Raw genomic sequence first — 19,868 nt, 5'->3', positions numbered from 1 at the left:
CCCTGCAGTGCTTCCACTGCCGCCCTATGCTGGGCGGGTGAGCTCGTACCAGCCTCCTCGCCCGTGGATCGCCAGCTACGCCGACGGCGTCCCGGATGACCTCTCCCCCGTGTCGGGATCCCTGATCGACATCGTCGCGGCGTCTGCACGCGACGACCCGGACGCGCCCGCGCTGCAGTTCTTCGGGCGTGAGACGAGCTACTCCGAGTTGCAGGATGCGATCGACCGCGCCGCCGCCGGTCTGCGCGCCCTCGGCGTGCGAGCGGGCGACCCGGTGGCGATCGTGTTGCCGAACTGCCCCCAGCACATCGTGGCCTTCTACGCTGTCCTGCGTCTGGGTGCGGTCGTGGTCGAGCACAACCCCCTCTACACTGCCCGCGAGCTGCGCAAGCAGTTCGAGGATCATGGAGCGAAGCACGCCATCGTATGGAACAAGGTGGTCTCCACGGTGCAGGGGTTCCCGGCCGACCTCGCGATGACGAACCTCGTCTCCGTCGACGTCACCCGGGCGATGCCGGTCCTGACGCGGGTCGCGCTGCGACTGCCCGTGGCGAAGGCCCGCGAGTCGCGCGCGGCGCTGACCGAGAAGGTCCGCGGAACCGTCACGTGGGATTCACTCGTGCGGTCTTCCCCCATCCCGGCCACGCACCCGAAGCCGGCGACAGACGACCTCGCGATCATCCAGTACACGTCCGGGACCACCGGCACCCCCAAGGGCGCAGCGCTGACCCACGGCAATCTTCTCGCGAACGCGGCTCAGTCGCAGGCCTGGGTGCCGTCGATCCAGCGGGGCAAGGGCTGTGTCGTCTACGCGGTGCTGCCGATGTTCCACGCCTACGGGCTGACGCTCTGCCTGACCTTCGCCATGTCCATGGGTGCCCGGCTCGTGCTGTTCCCGAAGTTCGACCCCGACCTCGTGCTCGATGTGATGAAGAAGCATCCGGCGACGTTCCTCCCGCTCGTTCCGCCGATCGCCGACCGGCTGCTGTCGGCGGCGAACGCGAAGGGTGTCTCCCTCGACGGCATCGAGGTGGCGATCTCCGGGGCCATGGCTCTGCCTCATGACCTGGTCGTCCCTTTCGAAGCAGCCACGAACGGCTTCCTCGTCGAGGGGTACGGACTCAGCGAATGCTCACCCGTGCTGATGGCGAACCCGGTGGCCGACAACCGCCTGCCCGGAACCGTCGGACTCCCGCTGCCCGGCACGGAGTGCCGCGTCGTCGATCCTGAGAATCCGAGCGTCGATGTGCCTGCAGGATCCGCCGGCGAGCTCCTCGTACGCGGACCCCAGGTGTTCTCGGGCTATTACGGCAAACCTGAGGAGACCGAGGCCGTCTTCGTCGACGGGTGGTTCCGCACGGGCGACATCGTCACGGTCGACGACGCGGGGTTCATCCGCATCGTCGACCGCATCAAGGAGCTCATCATCACCGGCGGCTTCAACGTCGCTCCGACCGAGGTCGAGAACGCCCTGCGCCAGCATCCGCAGGTCATCGACGCCGCTGTCGTCGGCCTTCCGAGCGATCATTCGGGCGAGGAGGTCGTCGCGGCGATCGTCGTCGACGATGGTGCGGACGTCGATGTCGAGGCGATCCGCGACTACGCACGCAGCATCCTCACCCCGTACAAGGTCCCGCGGCGCGTCTTCGTGGTCGATGAACTACCGAAATCACTGATCGGCAAGGTGCTCCGCCGTCAGGTGAAGGAGAAGCTGCTTGCGCTCACCGGCAACTCCTGAGGGCGCCCTCACAGGCGCGGAATCCCGCGAAGCGCTACCCTTGGTCAGTGACTCCTGAAGACGCTGTGCCCACCGACGCCCCCGAGACCCCTGGATTCGAGGAGCTCGGCATCACCGGCCCCGTCCTCAAGGCCATCAAGGACCTCGGCTACGAGACCCCCTCCCCCATCCAAGCCGCGACCATCCCCACCCTCCTCTCGGGTCGCGATGTGGTCGGCATGGCGCAGACCGGAACGGGAAAGACCGCGGCCTTCGCGCTCCCCGTGCTCGAGCGCCTCGATGTATCGCAGAAGACCCCGCAGGCCCTCGTGCTCGCACCGACCCGCGAGCTCGCCCTGCAGGTCTGCGAGGCGTTCGAGTCCTATGCCTCGAAGATGAAGGGCGTCCACGTCCTTCCCGTCTACGGCGGCCAGGGCTACGGCGTGCAGCTGTCGGCTCTCCGCCGCGGCGTGCACGTGATCGTCGGAACCCCCGGCCGCATCATGGACCACCTCGCCAAGGGCACGCTCGACCTGTCCCAGCTGCAGTACCTGGTGCTCGACGAGGCCGACGAGATGCTGAAGATGGGCTTCGCTGAGGACGTCGAGCAGATCCTCGCGCAGACGCCCGAGGAGAAGCAGGTCGCCCTGTTCTCGGCGACGATGCCTCCGCAGATCCGCCGCCTCGCGCAGAAGTACCTGCGCGAGCCCGAAGAGATCAGCATCAAGTCGAAGACCGCCACCGGCACGAACATCACCCAGCGCTATCTCGTCGTGTCGTACGCGCAGAAGGTCGACGCGCTCACCCGCATCCTCGAGGTCGAGAACTTCGACGGCATGATCGTCTTCGTCCGCACCAAGAACGAGACCGAGACGCTGGCCGAGAAGCTCCGCGCCCGTGGGTACTCCGCTGCGGCGATCAACGGCGACGTGCCGCAGGTGCAGCGAGAGCGCAGCGTCAACCAGCTGAAGGCGAGCAAGCTCGACATCCTCGTGGCGACCGACGTCGCGGCCCGTGGCCTGGACGTCGAACGCATCAGCCACGTCGTCAACTTCGACATCCCGACCGACACCGAGTCCTACGTGCACCGCATCGGGCGCACAGGTCGCGCCGGTCGTACCGGTGACGCGATCAGCTTCATCACTCCGCGTGAGCGTTACCTGCTGAAGTCCATCGAGAAGGCCACGCGTCAGCAGCCCACGCAGATGCAGCTGCCGACTCTGGACGACGTGAACACCACGCGTCTCACCCGGTTCGACGACGCGATCACGGCGGCTCTCGGCGATGCCGCGCGGATCGAGAAGTTCCGCGACGTCATCGATCATTACGTGCGCAATCACGACGTGCCGGAAGCCGATGTGGCCGCTGCACTCGCGGTCGTCGCGCAGGGCGACACTCCGCTGTTGCTCGACCCGGCCGATGACCCGCTGTCGAAGGCGGTCGAGTACGACAATCGTCCGCCGCGCGAGAACAGCACCCGCGAGCGGCGTGAGCCCCGCGAACCCCGCGAGCGTCGCGGACGCGGAGACTACAAGCCGTACCGCATCGAGGTCGGACGCCGTCACCGTGTCGAGCCCCGTCAGATCGTCGGCGCCCTCGCGAACGAAGGCGGCCTCGGTCGTGACGACTTCGGCGCGATCAACATCCGCCCGGACTTCACGGTCGTCGAGCTGCCGGCGAACATGGATTCCTCGGTGCTCGACAAGCTCAAGGACACCCGGATCTCGGGTCGCCTGATCGAGATCAAGCCCGACCGCGGACCCGTGGGTCGTCGCAACGATGGACCTCGGGATGGCGGCAGCCGCGGTGGCTTCGACCGTCGTGACGATCGTCCGCGCTACGACCGCGACGACCGTCCGGCGCGCAACGACGAGCGCGCCGAGAAGCCGTTCCGCAAGCCCCGTCATAAGGGCTGATCGCTGTGAACTCGAGCGCACCGGTCTCGCCTGTGGGATCGGTGCGCTCGACACCCACCCTGCGGTGTGATCGACCAGCGACGACGGTCGAACTCGTTCGGGTGCCGCGACGCATCAGCTGATCGGCCCCACCCACCGGATCGTCGAGCGGCTCAGTCGACAGACGACCCTGATGCCGACCCGCGGGCGAGACGTGCCGCCACATCGATGAGCTGTTCAGGGCGAGCGAGCAATGATCGCTGCTCCGGATGGTCGATCAGGTGCTGAAGCAGCCGGTGCGCACCGTCGACTGTCGGCGTCCAATACCCGCCGACATGATGACGGCTGAGTGGTGAGGTGACCGGCTCTCCGTCGACCATCACCTCCACTGCGCCATCGTCAGGGTCCATATCGACGCTGTCGAGCGTCAGGAACGTCAGCGCGCCGAGCACGATGGTGCTCACGAGGCCCGGCAGCCTGAACCTCGTCGTCGGCACGTCGAGCAGCACCCGCTCGATCTGGGACCACGGCGCGATCCCGTGCTCTTCGGTCCCCTGTCGAAAGAAGACCGCCTCGGGTGTGAGACGCAGGTGAAATCTCCCCGGATCGCCGACGGCCAGTGCGCCCGGCACAGCGATCAAGGGCCCGTACCGCTTCATCCGAGCGCGTCCGGCCCCTCGGTGACGAGGATGTGGAACTGTGCAGCATCGAGAACCCGGATGCCGAGCTCTTCCGCCTTGCCGAGCTTCGAGCCCGCTCCCGGACCCGCGGCGACGAAATCGGTCTTCTTCGACACGCTCGAGGCGGCTTTGCCGCCGGCCTTGATGATGGCCTCCTGTGCTCCGTCTCGGGTGTAGCCGTCGAGCGATCCGGTCGCCACCACGGTCAGACCGTCGAGCACACCGCCCTCGACCACTGCGGCACCGGGCCCTGGGTGCCCGGGTGTGGCCCACTGCACACCTGCATCCGTCCATTGCCGGACGATCTCCTGGTGCCAATCGACATCGAACCACGCGAGCAGGGAGTCGGCGATGATCCCGCCGACTCCCTCGACGGCCGCGAGTTCTTCTCGCGATGCCGCACGGATGGCGTCGAGCGAACCGAACCACTGCGCAAGAGCCCGAGCGGCGACCGGTCCGACGTGCCGGATGTTCAGCGAGACGAGCAGGCGCCAGAGGTCTTTGGTCTTGGCCTTCTCGAGCTCGGCGAGGAGCGTGATCGCCTGCGACGACGGCTGCGGACCCTCGAGCCCGGACTTCTTCTCGGCAGCGGTCGGGTTGCGTCGGAACGGAGCTCGGGTCTTCACGAGACCGTCCTCGTCTTCCTTGGGCAGACCTGTCTCGGCATCGCGCACGAACAACTCGATGGGGACGATCTCGTCGAGGGTGAGCGCGAACAGACCGGCCTCGGTCTCGAGCGGAGGGATCTCCGGCGAGGTGGGCTGTGTGAGAGCGGCCGCCGTGACCTCGCCCAGTGCCTCGACATCGAGCGCTCCGCGTGATCCGATGTGCTCGACGCGCCCGCGCACCTGGGCGGGGCATGACCGCGCGTTCGGACAGCGCAGGTCGATGTCGCCCTCCTTCATGGGCCGCAACGGCGTGCCGCACTCGGGACACTCCACCGGCATCACGAACTCACGTTCGGTGCCGTCCCTCTTCTCGACGACGGGGCCGAGGACCTCGGGGATCACGTCACCCGCCTTGCGCAGCACGACGGTGTCGCCGATCAGCACGCCCTTCGCCTTCACGACATCCTTGTTGTGCAGCGTCGCCTGCCTGACCACGGACCCCGCGACCTGAGCAGGGGCCATCACGGCGAACGGCGTGGCTCGTCCCGTACGGCCGACCGAGACGACGATGTCGAGGAGTGTGGTCTGAACCTCTTCCGGCGGATATTTGTACGCGATCGCCCAACGGGGCGCCCGGCTCGTGGCGCCGAGCTCGTCGTGCAGAGACAGCTCGTCGACCTTGACGACGATCCCGTCGAGCTCGTGCTCGATATCGTGTCGATGCTCGCCGAAGTACTCGACGAACGCCACGACCTCGTCGACGCTCGTGCAGACCTTCGTATGCGGGCTCGTGGGAAGTCCCCATTCCGCCAGCTGCTCATACACCTGGCTCTGCGCAGCCACCGGGGGGGTCTCCCACGCGCCGATGCCGTGCACGTAGAGGGCCAGCGACTCGATGCGAAGCATGCCCGCTTCGAGCTCGAGCCCGTCCTTCTTGTCGATCTGCTGGCGCAGGCCGCCGCTCGCCGCATTCCGCGGATTCGCGAACGACGGGAACCGTCTGGCTGCGGCAGTCCGAGCCTTCTCTTCGTCGAACGGCTTCTTCGCTCCGCTGCGGGCCTCCCATCGGGCCAGGGCGTCGGCGTACGCCCGGTCGCGGAACGACGCCTGAGCAGCGTTCAGACGCTCGAAGGCGGCGACGGGGATGAAGACCTCGCCGCGCACCTCGACGATCGGCGGGTGACCCTCGCCACTGAGTTCCAGAGGGATCTCAGGCAGGCGCAGCGCGTTCTCCGTCACGATCTCCCCGACGCGGCCGTCGCCTCGCGTTGCCGCCGACGTCAGGCGTCCGTTCTCATATCGGAGATTGATCGCAAGCCCGTCGATCTTGAGCTCGGTGAGCCAGTCGACGTCGCGTCCGGCCGATGCACGCGTCTTGGCCGCCCACTCCCTAAGCTCGTCGATCGAGAACACGTTGTCGAGACTGAGCATCCGTTCGGCGTGCTCGATGGTCGCGAGCCCTGTCGCCTCGGCCGCGCCCACCATCTGAGTGGGCGAATCCTGCCCCTGCAACTCCGGATGCAGCCGCTCGAGCTCCTCGAGCCGGTGCATCCAACCGTCGTAGGTGTGATCGTCGACGACCGACGTGTCGCGTCCGTAGTACGCGTCCTTCGCCTCGAGGATGCGAGTGGTCAGCTCGTCGGCTTCGATACGGGCGTCTTCCAGCGAGATGTTCTCCGGCACACCGCCAGTCTACGAGCGGGCACCGACATCCAGAGGCAGGCGCTACGCGTGAACGGGCACGGCGGATACCGTGCGGTCGATCGTGAACTGGCCGAGCACGCGGGTGCCGACGTAGAGAACCGCGGTCTGCCCCGGAGCCACGCCGTTGAGGGGCTCCTCGGGAACGACACGCACGCCCTCGGACGTGACGAAGGCCCGAGCGATCTCAGGTTCGGCGTGGGCACGGATCTGCACCTCGCAGTCGAACTCCGAATCCACCGGTGCGGCCCCGGCCCAGCTGAAGCGCTGCCCGGAGATCTCGCGAATCGCGAGCGCCTCCTTCGGTCCGACGACGACCGTGTTCGAGACAGGGCGCACCTCGAGTACGAATCGCGGCTTGCCGTCCGACGCGGGCACGCCGAGTTTGAGGCCTCGACGCTGCCCCACTGTGAAGGCGTGCGCACCCTCGTGCGAGCCCACGACCTCCCCGGTGCGGTCGACGATCTCGCCCGTCGCCGTGCCGACCTTCTCCGCCAGCCAGCCGCGGGTGTCGCCGTCAGGGATGAAGCAGATGTCGTGGCTGTCGGGCTTCTGGGCGACGGTCAGCCCACGCTCGGCGGCCTCCGCGCGCACGACCGCCTTGGACGGCGTCGTGCCGAGGGGGAAGTAGGTGTGAGCGAGCTGCTCGGCAGTCAGCACACCGAGGACGTACGACTGGTCCTTCGCGTTGTCGGCTGCGCGGTGCAGCTCCAGGCCCGCGTCGGTCGGGATCAGGGTGGCGTAGTGACCGGTGCACACGGCGTCGAAGCCGAGCTCGATCGCGCGCTCGAGGAGCGCGGCGAACTTGATCTTCTCGTTGCAGCGCATGCAGGGGTTCGGGGTGCGACCCGCCTGGTACTCCGAGACGAAGTCGGCGATGACGTCTTCGCGGAATCGCTCCGAGAAGTCCCAGACGTAGAAAGGGATCCCGAGGAGGTCGGCTGCGCGACGGGCATCGAGTGCGTCCTCGATCGTGCAGCATCCCCTACTGCCTGTGCGCAGGGTGCCGCCGGCGCGCGAGAGCGCAAGATGTACTCCGACGACATCGTGACCTGCGTCGACCGCACGCGCCGCCGCCACGGCGGAGTCCACGCCACCGCTCATGGCCGCAAGAATCCTCATGAGTCCAGTCTACGAGCGTGCGGCTGAGCCGGAGCCGGATGCGCGCGAGTACGCGTCGGCGATCGACGCGATGACGGCATCGACGTCTTCGTCCGTCGACGTGCGCCCGAGCGAGAACCGCAGCACGCTGCGTGCGTCCTGCTCACTGCGCCCCATGGCCATCACGACGTGGGAGGGCTCCGCCACTCCGGCCTGACATGCGGATCCCGTCGATGCTGCGATCCCCGCCATGTCGAGCAGGAAGAGCAGGCTCTCCCCCACTGCGCCGGGAAAGAGGACGTGCGCGTTGCCCGGCAGCCGCTCGACGCGGTCTCCCAGGACCTCGGCGGTCGGGACGCGGGTGAGGATGCCGTCGACCAGACGATCGCGCATGGCTCGGAGCCGCGCGCTCTCCGTCTCCCGTTCGGCCTCGGCGAGTTCCAGAGCCACGGCGAACGCGGTGGCACCCGCGACGTCCTGGGTCCCTGCACGGAGCCCCCGTTGCTGTGCGCCGCCGCGGATGATCGCCGAGAGCCGAGCAGTGCGCGAGGTGACGAGGGCGCCGACGCCGACCGGCGCTCCGATCTTGTGGCCCGCGACGCTCATGGCGACCAGACCCACCGCGTCCGCGGCATCCCCCCTGAGGGCGCGGAAGGACAGGGGCACATGGCCGAGCGCCGACACGGCGTCGAAGTGCAGGGGAACCTGCGCATCCGCCGCGGCTGCGGCCAGTGACACGGCGTCGTTGATCGTCCCAGCCTCGTTGTTGGCGATCAGCGCCGTGGCCAGTGCCGCGCCCGGAAGCTGCGCGGCGAACTGCGCGATGTCGATCGCCGCCGTGCGGAATACCGGAACAGCGCGCAGCACCGCACCGGCCGCGACGAGCGCCTCCACGGTGTCCATGGTGGCGTGATGCTCGGCGTCGGGCATCACGATGGCATCCGTCTTTGCGGTCCGTGCCAGCCACAGACCCTGGAGAGCGAGATTGATCGACTCCGTGCCCCCTGACGTGAAGACCACCTCGATGGGATCGCATCCGAGCACCGCTGCGGCGCGCTCTCGAGCCTCCTCGAGCAGTCGCCGGGCGTCCTGCCCCGCACCGTGGGTCGACGAGGCGTTGCCCACGATCGCGCTCGCGTCCAGCCAGGCCTCGCGCGCCTCAGGACGCATCGGCGTCGTGGCGGCGTGATCGAGATAGTGCTGCATGCCTCAACTCTCCCCCATTTCGCGGCGCCGGGGCACACGTGGAACTGAGTGCGACGTGGTCTGAGACCCGAGCGCAGACCCCTATGGTGTATTCATGCCCGCGATCCGAGACATCACCGTGCCCGGCGGTACTGCACTCGACAACCTCGGCGTTCGCCTTCACGACGGCGTCGGAACCCTCCGCGTCTGGTCGCAGAACGCGTCGTCCATCGAGCTCGTCGTCTTCGATGCCACAGACCTCGACTGGGTCACCGATCAGGTGGACCTGGAACGTCTGCCCGGAGGTGTCTGGGAGGTGACGACCGAGCTGTTGCAACCCGGCACCCGCTATGCGATCCGCGTCGGCGGACCGCACGGTCCGGGCAACACATTCAATCCCGAGACGCTCCTGCTCGACCCGTACGCGCGCGGGCTCGCGCAGGGCGACGGCTACGAGGAGTGGCGCTCCGTCGTCATCGTCGACGGCTTCGATTGGGGCGACTCGGTCAAGCCCCGCATCCCGCTCGATCGAACAGTGATCTACGAAGGTCATCTGAAGGGTCTCACCAAGCGTCAGCCCGACATCCCCCCGGCACTGCACGGGACCTACGCGGGGCTCGCGCACCCGGCGATGATCGAATACTTCCACGCGTTGGGAATCACATCGATCGAGCTTCTCCCCGTGCACGCGTTCGTGCCTGAACCCCGCCTGCTCGAACGCGGGCTCACCAACTACTGGGGCTACAACACACTCAACTTCTTCACTCCGCACAACGCCTATGCGACCGAAGATGCGCGCAAGGGCGGCCCTGAAGCAGTGCTCGCCGAGTTCAAGGGCATGGTACGACTCCTTCACGAGGCCGGGCTCGAGGTGATCCTCGACGTGGTGTACAACCACACCTCGGAGGAGGGCCTCGGCGGACCGCGATCGAGCCTCCGCGGAATCGACAATGCGAGCTACTACCGACAGAATCCGTCCGGCGCGTACATCGACACCACCGGATGCGGCAACACGCTCGACACCTCAACGGATGCCGGCGCCCGCCTCGTGCTCGACTCGCTGCGCTACTGGGCGCAGGAGATGCAGATCGACGGCTTCCGCTTCGACCTGGCGGCCGCCATCGCCCGCGACGCTTCGCACACTTACACGCCCGAGCATCCGCTGCTCACGGCGATCGCGAACGACCCGGTCCTGAAGGACACGAAGCTCATCGCAGAGCCGTGGGACGTCGGCATGGGCGGTTGGCAGACCGGAAACTTCCCGCAGGGCTGGCTGGAGTGGAACGACCGCTACCGGGACCGTGTGCGCAACTTCTGGCTGAGCGACATCGACTATGCGCGCAGAGCATCGGCTCCGGTCGGGATCGGCGGCTTCGCCACACGACTAGCCGGCTCCTCCAACACCTTCGCCGATGAGCGCGGTCCCCTCGCGAGCATCAACTTCGTCACGGCCCACGACGGTTTCACCCTTCACGACCTCGTCTCCTACGACGTCAAGCACAACGAAGCGAACGGCGAACAGAACCGTGACGGCGCGGACATGAACCGCGCCTTCAACCACGGCATCGAGGGCCCCACGGACGACCCCGCGATCCTTGCGGCCCGACGCAAGGCGATGCGCAATCTGCTCGGCACCCTCCTGCTGTCGGCCGGCATTCCGATGCTCACTGCGGGCGACGAAGTCGGGCGGACGCAGCGCGGGAACAACAACGCGTACGCGCAGGATTCCGCCATGACCTGGCTCGGCTGGGATCCCGAGCCCTGGCAGGAGGATCTGCGTGCGCACGTGTCACGACTGATCCAGCTGCGCTCGGAGAACCCCGCCCTGCGCCCGAGCCGCTACGCGCGACTCGGCGAGCACATCCCCAACGCCTCCGTCATGGACTGGTTCGATCAGAACGGCGAGACGATGGAGCGTGAGCAGTGGACGGACCCCGGCAATCGCACGTTGCAGTATGTCGCCGCCTCCACTCCTGATCGTGAGGCCGCGAATCGCATCCTTCTGATCGTCCACGGAACGGAGTCGCCGATCGACGTGCGACTGCCCGAAGAGCTCGAGGACGCGACGCGCTTCGTGTCACTGTGGTCGAGCGCAGACGAGCGTCCAGCGACCGAGAGCGAGACATTCGCCCCCGGCGACATCCTGCCCATCCCGGGCACCTCCATGCGACTGTTCCGCGTCGAATGACCCGCGGCGCGCCGCAGCCGCCCGGGACGCTACCCGGTGAGGTGCGGTCGCGGTACATTCGGGGGGTGGTCGCACGCACGAGCAGTATCAGTCCGAAGGCTTTCCGGAGCCCCGCTCAGATCCCCCTGCGCCCCCTCGGCGCAGTGTCCGAGGAGAAGCCCCTGAGGGCCACGCGGATTCCGCTGCTCGACGGCACTCCCGCGGTTCCGGGAGGGTTCGCTCCGAAAGCCTTCGTGGGCGAGGTCGTCCCGTTCAGCGTGGTCGCATTCCGCGAGGGTCACGATCTCATCGGGGTGCAGCTTCGGCTGACCTCTCCCGACGGTACGGAATCCCTGCATCGTCTTTCGCCCCGGCTCGACGGCACTGACCGCTGGAGCACCGAGATCGCCATCGATCTCCAGGGCGAGTGGGCCTTCCGATTCGAGGCGTTCTCCGACGAATTCGCGACCTGGGCGCATGCGGCCGAGGTGAAGGTCGCCGCAGGCGTCGACGTGCCGGTGATGGCGGCGCTCGGTGCCGAGATCCTGACTCGCGCTGCTGCCGAGAAGGATCGTCCACTGCCCCAGCGCAAGCTTCTGACCGCGCATGCCACGTCCTTGGCCGCCGGCGATGCGGCCACCACGACCGCGGTCTCGACCGACCCCGAGCTCGCGCAGTTCTTCGTCGGCCGTCCCCTCACGACCCTCCGGTCCGCGTCGGAGGCACGAACGCTGCACGTCGAGCGCACGGCGGCAGGCGTCGGCGCCTGGTACGAGTTCTTCCCTCGCTCCGAAGGGGCGAAGCGTCTGAAAGACGGCACGATCAAGAGCGGCACGTTCCGCACCGCTGCCAGACGACTGCCGGCCGTCGCCGCCATGGGCTTCGACGTCATCTATCTGGTGCCCATCCACCCCATCGGCTCGACGAACCGCAAGGGCCGCAACAACACTCTGGTGACGGAGCCCGGCGACCCCGGCTCCCCGTATGCGATCGGGGCGACCGAGGGCGGCCACGACGCCATCCACCCCGAGCTCGGCAAGCCGGCCGATTTCCGCGCCTTCGTTCGTGCAGCGCGTGCTGAGGGGCTCGAAGTCGCACTCGACCTCGCTCTGCAGGCGTCTCCCGATCACCCCTGGGTCGCAGAGCACCCGGAGTGGTTCACCACGCTTCCTGACGGAACCATCGCGTACGCAGAGAACCCGCCGAAGAAGTACCAGGACATCTACCCGCTGAACTTCGACAACGATCCCGAGGGGATCTACCTCGAGATGCTCCGCGTGGTGCAGCACTGGGTGCGCGAAGGCGTGAAGATCTTCCGCGTCGACAACCCCCACACGAAGCCGCTGCAGTTCTGGGAGTGGCTGATCGCCACCGTGAACGCGGCCGATCCCGACGTCATCTTCCTCGCGGAGGCCTTCACGCGTCCCGCCGTCATGCGTGCGCTCGCCGCGGTGGGGTTCCAGCAGAGCTACAGCTACTTCACGTGGCGCAACACGAAGTCCGAGCTCGAGGAGTTCCTCACCAGCGTGTCGCACGAGACGAGCGACTACATGCGCCCGAACCTCTTCGTGAACACACACGACATCCTGACCGAGTACCTGCAGTTCGGCGGGCGTGCGGCGTATCGCATCCGCGCCTGCATCGGCGCCACGGCGGCACCGGTCTACGGCGTCTACGCGGGCTACGAGCTCTTCGAGAACGTCGCACGGCCCGGCTCCGAAGAGAACATCGACAATGAGAAGTACGAGTTCAAGTTCCGCGACTGGGAAGGCGCCGAGGCCGCAGGCGACTCGTTGGCACCGCTCCTGCGCCGGTTGAACGCGATTCGGCGGGCACATCCCGCACTCCGGCAGCTGCGCAACCTCTCGGTGCACTGGAGCGATGACGACGCGGTCCTCGTCTACAGCAAGCATCTCGATGCCGCCTTCACCGGCACCGGGGCGTCCGACACGATCATCGTCGTCGCCAACGTCGATCCGCACTCGGTGCGCGAGACCACCGTGCACCTCGACACGACGGTGTGGGGTGTGGCGCCGGGAGAGACGTTCGAGGTCGAGGACCTTCTCACGGGAGAGATCTGGACCTGGGCCGACCACAACTACGTGCGACTCGACGCGTTCGCCGAGCCGGTGCACATCCTGAAGGTGAGGGAACGAGCATGAGCTACGTCGAAGATGTGACGGCGTCATCCGACTGGGCGGCCGTCGCCGCGGGATCCCATCACGATCCGCATTCGGTGCTCGGCGCTCATCCGCACGCCGACGCGGCAGGCCGCACGGTCACGGTCATCCGCGCCCGGCGACCGCTCGCCGCCACCGTCGCCGCGGTGTTCCGCGACGGCACTCGACTCGAGCTCCACCACACGGCCCACGGCATCTGGGAGGCGCAGCATGAGGGAGCGCCTGTCCCCTACCGTCTTGCGACCGCCTACGGCGAGGATGACGAGACGATCAGCGAGGATCCGTACCGCCACGTTCCGACCCTCGGCGACGTCGACCTGCATCTGATCGCCGAGGGCCGCCATGAGCGTCTCTGGGAGGTTCTCGGAGCACACCCTCGAGTACATGACGGTGAGGCCGGTGTGGCATTCGCGGTCTGGGCCCCCAACGCGACCGCTGTGCGAGTCGCGGGCGACCACAACGGGTGGAACGGCGACGCGCATGCCATGCGGTCGATGGGCGTGAGCGGGATCTGGGAGCTGTTCATCCCCGGAGTCGCTGCGGGCACCACCTACAAGTTCGAGATCAGAACCCGCGACGGCGCCTGGATCTTCAAGGCCGACCCCATGGCGCAAGCCGCCCAGGTGCCTCCGGAGACGGCGTCCGTGGTCACACAGTCCGCGTACGCATGGTCGGACGGCGCCTGGATGACGCGACGGGCTGCCACGCATGCGGTCGCTCAACCGCTGTCCATCTACGAGGTGCACCTCGGATCGTGGCGTGCCGGCCTGGGCTACCGTGACGCGGCCGATCAGCTGATCTCACATGTCATGGAAGCCGGGTTCACGCACGTCGAGTTCATGCCTCTCGCTGAGCATCCGTTCGGCGGGTCCTGGGGCTACCAGGTGAGCGGCTACTATGCCCCGACCAGTCGCTACGGCAGTCCGGACGATCTGAGGTACCTCATCGACAGGCTCCACCAGGCCGGGATCGGGGTGATCCTCGACTGGGTGCCGGGCCATTTCCCGAAGGATGCGTTCGCCCTGGCGAAGTTCGACGGGCAGGCGCTCTACGAGCACCCCGATCCTCGACGCGGCGAGCACCAGGACTGGGGCACGCTCATCTTCGACTACGGTCGCCCCGAGGTACGTGGATTCCTGGTGGCGAACGCGCTGTACTGGCTCCAGGAGTTCCACGTGGACGGGCTCCGCGTCGACGCCGTGGCATCGATGCTCTATCTGGACTACTCCCGCAAGGACGGCGAGTGGGAGCCGAACATCCACGGCGGTCGTGAGAACCTCGAGGCGATCCGCTTCCTGCAGGAGGTCAACGCGACCGCGTATCGCCTGCATCCCGGTGTTCTCATGATCGCGGAGGAATCCACGAGCTTCCCCGGCGTCACGGCTCCGACGAACCACGCCGGACTCGGTTTCGGTTTCAAGTGGAACATGGGCTGGATGAACGACTCGCTGCAGTACATCGAGCGCGATCCGATGTACCGCGCGCACCACGAGGGAGAGATGACGTTCTCGTTCGTCTACGCCTTCGGCGAGAACTACCTGCTCCCGATCAGCCACGATGAGGTCGTGCACGGGAAGGGCAGTCTCCTCGCGAAGATGCCCGGAGACCACTGGCACAAGCTCGCGAACGTCCGGGCGTACCTCGCCTACATGTGGGGACACCCGGGCAAGAAGCTCCTCTTCATGGGGCAGGAGTTCGGTCAGCTCGCTGAGTGGTCGGAGGGCCGAGAGCTCGACTGGTGGCTGCTGGAGCAGCCCTCACACGCGCAACTCCAGGACTTCATCGGGCAGCTCAACAGCACCTACCGTGCGCAGTCACCGCTGTGGGAACGCGACAACGACGGCTCGTGTTTCTCACGTCTCGGGGCCCCCACCTGGGACCCGAACATCATCGCGTTCGAACGTCGCGACGCACACGGCGGCCGGGTCGCCGTGATCAGCAACTTCGCCGGGATCGAGCGCACCGGATACAGACTCGCTCTCCCACACGAAGGGGTCTGGCATGAGATCCTCAACACGGACGCCGCGGAGTACGGCGGCCGTGGCTCAGGCAACCTCGGCATGGTCGTCGCCCACGACGAGGCCGAGGGCTCCGCGGTGGCGAACATCACGCTGCCTGCGCTCTCGACCATCTGGCTGCGCCACGAGAACGATCCGCACGTTCCTACGGTCAGCAACGGGTGACCGTAGGAACTCCGGTCAGAACAGCAGCGAAGAGAGCCGATTGCGTGCGGAGATGACACGCGGGTCGGCCGCTCCGATCACGCCGAAGAGCTCGATGAGCCTCTCTCGAACCGGCGTGCGCTGATCGGAAGGCAGCTGCGCGAACAGATCGAGAAGGCGACCGAACGCATCATCGACGTGGCCGCCCGCAAGATCGAGGTCTGCGACGGCGAACTGTGCCTCAGGATCGAGTGGAGCGGCGGCTGCCGCCGCGCGAGCCTCCTGCAGATCGAGCTGCTGAACCCTGTCGAGCAGACGCACCTGGCCGAGACCGGCGATGGCGTCCTCGTCACGCGGATTCTCCGCGAGGGCCTTCTCGTATGCGACGATCGCGGCCGCATAGTCGCCGATCTCGATGGCGGCGAATGCCTCGGCATGCAGCGGCGGCATCGGAGGTTCTGCAGGCGCAGCGTCGGCCTCGGCGGAGCCGTCGTCGCCGGCGACCGGTACGGTGCCGGTCACGCCGTTCTGCGCCGCCAGCTGCAGCAGCTGTGCGAAGACCTCACGCACCTGCTGCTCGGGAACGGCACCGGTGAACATCGGGACCGGCTGTCCGGCGATCAGCGCGACCACCATCGGGATCGACTGCGCACGGAATCCCTGCGCCAGCTGCGGGTTCGCGTCGACGTCGACCTTGGCGAGCAGCACCTTCCCGCCGAGTTCGCGGGTCACTTTCTCGATGATCGGGCTCAGCTGCTTGCACGGGCCGCACCATTCCGCCCACAGGTCGACGACCACGGGAACCGTTCGCGAGATCTCGAGAATCTGGCCGAAGGACTCGTCTGTGGCGTCGATCACGAGGTCGGGGACGGCGCCCCCTGCTGCCGGGGCACCGGCGGGCGGTGCTGACGGTCGATTACGGAGGGTGGAGAGGTCGACAGCGCCACGAAGGGCCGCGGGAGAGATATCGGTCACTTGAGCACCTCGGCGGAGAGAAGGTCCTGGCGAACGGCCAGGAGTCGGATCTGTTCGGTCGAACCCTGGGCGGGCACCGAGAAGAAGAGTTGGAACTCGTATCGAGTCGTCACGCCCTTCGCGGACTCGGTGACGCCTGTGAGCGCCTTGACCTGTGCGTTCTCGCCGAAGCGGATCACCGCGTCGGCCGAGGTCGGGGTCACGGTCTCGTTGTCGATGAGCGACACGGCGACGATCGCACCGCTGCCGAGCGTGGTCAAAGACACGGGAGCGGTGTCAGCCGGAGCGATGTCGAACGCCGTCTGCGAGGTCTCGGCCGCGCCGTTGTCGGCGAGGTTCTGGACGACGGCCTGCCGGCTGTCGCGGATCGACTTCGCGAGGTTCAGCGCCAGGTCGTCGAAGAGACCGTAGGCAGCGCTCTGCTCCCCCGCGTCGACGACGTCAGAGAATGTCGCAGCCAGCTCACCCGGCGGGATGCTGAGGAACGCAGAGTCGTCCGGCACGAGTGATGTGCCGAGCCACGCGGCGGCGACATCCGGGAACACGGCGTCGGCAGACATCTCGGCCATGTTCGTGATCTTGTAGGTCGACCACGGGTCCTGCTGCGTCATCGTGAGAATCACCGGGGGGACGGTGTCGTCACCCTCGCTCTTGGAGAGCACCAGTACCGTGCGCGGCCAGCGATCCGTCGCCTCGGGAAGAACGACCTCGACGTCGTCGGTCGGGATCGCCGACGGCGGCGTGGTCTCGGGCAACGCGGTGCGCAACGCGTACTCCGTGGTGCGCGCGGTCAAGGCGGGGCCGTCGAGGCGCGTGCCCGCCAATTCGATGTTCATCGCGGCATCCGCTTCGCTGATCGTGGCGGCCGCGTCCTGAAGGATCCGCTTGGCCTGCGCCTCAGTCACCGCCGGCGGCTTCTGATTGTCGGGAGCGATCACCGTGGCCGTCGGCGTGGGCGAAGGTGTGCCCTCCCCGAACTGGGGCCAGGAGTCGGCGGAGCATCCGGTCGCGAGCAGCGCCGTCAGCGCGATGGCCGGAACCGCGAACGATCGCCGCCGACGTGACGCCGTCTGGGCGCGCATCTCCCTCGACGCGCCTTCCGTCGACGGAGACGCGTCGTCGGTCTTCTTCTCGGGCTGAGTCTCTTCTCCCTCGACCGCCGCGGGCGACGCCGACGCGTCCGAGCCTTCGATGGCAGCACGCTCGGCAGGAGGAAGCTGAGCGACGTCGATCGGCTCGGTCACCGGAAGCGGGCCGGGGCCCTTACGCCGGGGCCCACGTCCGCGACGCTGGTGACGAATTCCGAGAACGTAGAGGATGAGCCCGACGAGCAGCACCACGGCGCCGGCAGCCATGAGGGGTCCGGCGAGGGGCGTCGAGTTGTCGATGGGCCACGACACCACGATGTCATCGGGCGCGTCCTGAATGCCGTCGTAGGCGATGAGGACGCTGACGCCCTCAGGGAGCTGCAGGTCGGTGATCAGAGAGTCCGTGTCGGAGAAAGAGTCGAGCCAGAGATCGGACCCTGCCGGATTGCGTCCCGCGGGTTCCGCTTCGCCGCCCTCTACCGGGGTCTCAGGCGCTGCACCGTCAGAAGGAGTCTCCTCGGGAGCCGGAGCCGCGGCATCCGCCGTCGGTTCGACGAACTGCACGTCGAGCTCACCGCCGTCGCCGGCCGTGACGTGGTTGTACTCCGTGTCCGACAGCCAGGCCTCCATGTCCGCCGTTCGGCCATAGGCGGCGAAGATGTCTCCCTCGCCACGGATGAGAAGCGTCTGCGCTCCCGGATTCTCACGAAGCACGTCGCCATCCATAAGCACGAAAGGCGCCGGTTCGGAGACGTCCACCGCGACCTTCTGCGTCGACGGCCCTTGGAAAATGGTTCGCTGGGCGATGCCTGCACCGATCAGTCCCGCGGCCAGCACGAAGGCCACCACGGCCCATACGAAACGCACGAATAGTCTCCTCACGCGCCCCGGACGCTCGCCCGAGGCACAACACTCGACATTTCAGACTATCGAAATCACCTGTGTGTTGCCCACGAGGCACACCCGCGGTCATCGCGCGGCACGTCGCGGCGGGTCTCCGCGGAGGCTGTCGATAGCCTTGCAGCATCCGCTTTTCCGAGGAGCCGTGATGAAGATCCACAACCCGTTCCGCACCGCACTGGTGGCCACCCTCGGCGTGGGTCTGGGAATCCTGTTGATCGGCAGCGTCGAGAGCCTGTCCACCGTGCTGCTCTACGTCGGAACTGCGCTGTTCCTCAGCCTGGGCCTCGATCCGCTCGTCACATTCCTGGAACGCAGGAAGCTTCCGCGTTGGCTCGCCGTCCTCATCACGATCGTCGCGGTGCTCGGAGTGTTCGCGGGTGTCGTCCTCATCGTGCTCCCGGTGCTCGTCGACCAGATCTCCCAACTGATCGTGCAGATCACGGCGATCGTGCAACGGGGGACGATCCTTCCTGACCTGCGTGAATGGATGATCGACACCTTCCCGAACCTCAAAGTCGACGAGGTGTTCGCCTATGTCGCGAACTGGCTCGAGACCAACGTCGCGCAGATCGGCGGATCGATCGGCCAGGGAGTGCTCGCGGTCAGCGGGGCCGTGGTCAGCGGCCTCTTCGGAGCCTTCATCGTCCTGATCCTGACGATCTACCTCACCGCTTCGACCCCCTCTCTCAAGCGCGCCGTCTACCAGCTCGCCCCCGCTTCCAAGCGCGACCGCTTCATCGACCTCGCCGAGCAGATCACCGACTCGGTCGGCTACTACGTGATGGGTCAGGTCTCGCAGGGCGTGATCAACGGTGTCCTCAGCATGATCTTCCTCACGATCATCGACGCCCCGTTCCCCGCGGTCCTCGCGGTGATCGCGTTCTTCTTCTCGCTGATCCCGCTGGTCGGCACGTTGACGGGGTCGACGATCATCGTGCTCGTCTGTCTGATCCCCGGACTCGGTTCACCGGCGATCGCGATCACCGCCGGCATCTACTACCTGATCTACATGCAGATCGAGGCGTACATCATCTCGCCGAGGATCATGAGCCGCGCGGTCTCCGTTCCGGGTGCCGTCGTGGTGGTGGCGGCGCTCGCGGGCGGGAGCCTGCTCGGGCTTCTGGGCGCACTCATCGCGATCCCCGTGGCCGCCAGCATCCTGATCATCTACCGGCAGGTGCTGATCCCTCGGATGAACGAGCTCTAGCTGTACTGACCTCGACCGTTGTTGATTCGGTCGATAGGGGTCTTGCCTCCGATGCCGAGGTGGGTTCTGTCTAGGTTGTAGTGGTCGAGCCAGGCCGTCAATGCTGCTCGGCGGTCGTCGTTGGAGGTCCAGGGTCGGGCGTAGGCCCATTCGGCGGCGAGGGTGCGGTTCAAGCGCTCGACTTTCCCGTTCGTCCAGGGGCAGTGCGGGCGGATGAACTTCTGCGTGATGCCGTGCGCGTCGATTACGTCTCGAAACGCGGTCGAGTGCCGGTAGGCGAACGCGTTGTCGCTGATCAC

General features: G+C 67.1%; 13 protein-coding genes. 6 read left to right on the top strand and 7 right to left on the bottom strand.

Annotated elements, in window-relative coordinates; translation table 11 throughout:
* Positions 1–37 precede the first annotated feature (37 nt).
* Complete coding sequence (locus IXW21_RS08325) at positions 38–1,738, top strand: long-chain-fatty-acid--CoA ligase (RefSeq protein ID WP_194763808.1); 1,701 nt, start codon at positions 38–40, stop codon at positions 1,736–1,738.
* A gap of 47 nt (positions 1,739–1,785) precedes the next feature.
* Entirely contained in the window at positions 1,786–3,633 is a 1,848-nt protein-coding gene (locus IXW21_RS08320; RefSeq protein WP_323742198.1) for a DEAD/DEAH box helicase, read from the top strand.
* 152 nt (positions 3,634–3,785) lie between these two features.
* On the opposite strand, the gene IXW21_RS08315 is transcribed toward IXW21_RS08320, so the two are convergent.
* The 4 genes from IXW21_RS08315 to IXW21_RS08300 are packed head-to-tail and all read right to left on the bottom strand — an operon-like array spanning position 3,786 to position 8,908.
* On the bottom strand, positions 3,786–4,271 hold the full coding sequence (locus IXW21_RS08315; RefSeq protein ID WP_194763807.1) for a hypothetical protein: 486 nt from the start codon (positions 4,269–4,271) through the stop codon (positions 3,786–3,788).
* Positions 4,268–6,583, bottom strand: coding sequence for an NAD-dependent DNA ligase LigA (gene ligA, locus IXW21_RS08310; protein WP_194763806.1), 2,316 nt, complete (start codon positions 6,581–6,583; stop codon positions 4,268–4,270). The genes IXW21_RS08315 and ligA overlap by 4 nt, the downstream gene beginning before the upstream one ends.
* A 42-nt stretch (positions 6,584–6,625) precedes the next feature.
* Positions 6,626–7,723, bottom strand: coding sequence for a tRNA 2-thiouridine(34) synthase MnmA (gene mnmA, locus IXW21_RS08305; RefSeq protein ID WP_194763805.1), 1,098 nt, complete (start codon positions 7,721–7,723; stop codon positions 6,626–6,628).
* A 9-nt stretch (positions 7,724–7,732) separates the two neighbouring features.
* Entirely contained in the window at positions 7,733–8,908 is a 1,176-nt protein-coding gene (locus IXW21_RS08300; protein WP_194763804.1) for a cysteine desulfurase family protein, read from the bottom strand.
* A gap of 94 nt (positions 8,909–9,002) precedes the next feature.
* On the opposite strand from IXW21_RS08300, the gene glgX reads away from it, so the two are divergent.
* The 3 genes from glgX to glgB all read left to right on the top strand — a co-directional run bounded on the left by glgX (position 9,003) and on the right by glgB (position 15,417).
* Positions 9,003–11,075 (top strand): glycogen debranching protein GlgX, encoded by a 2,073-nt coding sequence (glgX, locus tag IXW21_RS08295; protein ID WP_194763803.1) that lies wholly within the window; start codon positions 9,003–9,005, stop codon positions 11,073–11,075.
* 65 nt (positions 11,076–11,140) lie between these two features.
* A complete protein-coding gene (locus tag IXW21_RS08290; protein WP_323742197.1) occupies positions 11,141–13,216 on the top strand; it encodes an alpha-1,4-glucan--maltose-1-phosphate maltosyltransferase in 2,076 nt (691 codons plus the stop codon).
* Positions 13,213–15,417 carry a 1,4-alpha-glucan branching protein GlgB gene (gene glgB, locus IXW21_RS08285; RefSeq protein ID WP_194763801.1) on the top strand — a complete coding sequence of 735 codons (2,205 nt, stop codon included), beginning with the start codon at positions 13,213–13,215 and terminating at the stop codon, positions 15,415–15,417. The genes IXW21_RS08290 and glgB overlap by 4 nt, the downstream gene beginning before the upstream one ends.
* A 15-nt stretch (positions 15,418–15,432) precedes the next feature.
* On the opposite strand, the gene IXW21_RS08280 is transcribed toward glgB, so the two are convergent.
* Both IXW21_RS08280 and IXW21_RS08275 read right to left on the bottom strand, forming a co-directional pair.
* Positions 15,433–16,371, bottom strand: a complete 939-nt coding sequence (locus tag IXW21_RS08280) for a tetratricopeptide repeat protein (protein WP_194763800.1) — start codon at positions 16,369–16,371, stop codon at positions 15,433–15,435.
* Positions 16,368–18,326, bottom strand: coding sequence for a glycosyl transferase (locus tag IXW21_RS08275; RefSeq protein WP_194763799.1), 1,959 nt, complete (start codon positions 18,324–18,326; stop codon positions 16,368–16,370). Before IXW21_RS08275 ends, IXW21_RS08280 begins: the two co-directional genes overlap by 4 nt.
* Before the next feature lie 181 nt (positions 18,327–18,507).
* Here IXW21_RS08275 and IXW21_RS08270 point away from each other — a divergent pair, with 181 nt between their 5' ends.
* A complete protein-coding gene (locus tag IXW21_RS08270) occupies positions 18,508–19,569 on the top strand; it encodes an AI-2E family transporter (RefSeq protein ID WP_194763798.1) in 1,062 nt (353 codons plus the stop codon).
* Here IXW21_RS08270 and IXW21_RS08265 read toward each other — a convergent pair.
* Positions 19,566–19,868, bottom strand: a 303-nt coding sequence (locus IXW21_RS08265) for an integrase core domain-containing protein (RefSeq protein WP_194763797.1), incomplete at its 5' end; no start/stop codon positions are given. The genes IXW21_RS08270 and IXW21_RS08265 overlap by 4 nt on opposite strands.

The organism is Microbacterium sp. UFMG61 (assembly GCF_015354505.1).
Taxonomy (GTDB): domain Bacteria; phylum Actinomycetota; class Actinomycetes; order Actinomycetales; family Microbacteriaceae; genus Microbacterium.
This window is presented reverse-complemented; position numbering and strand designations above follow the sequence as displayed.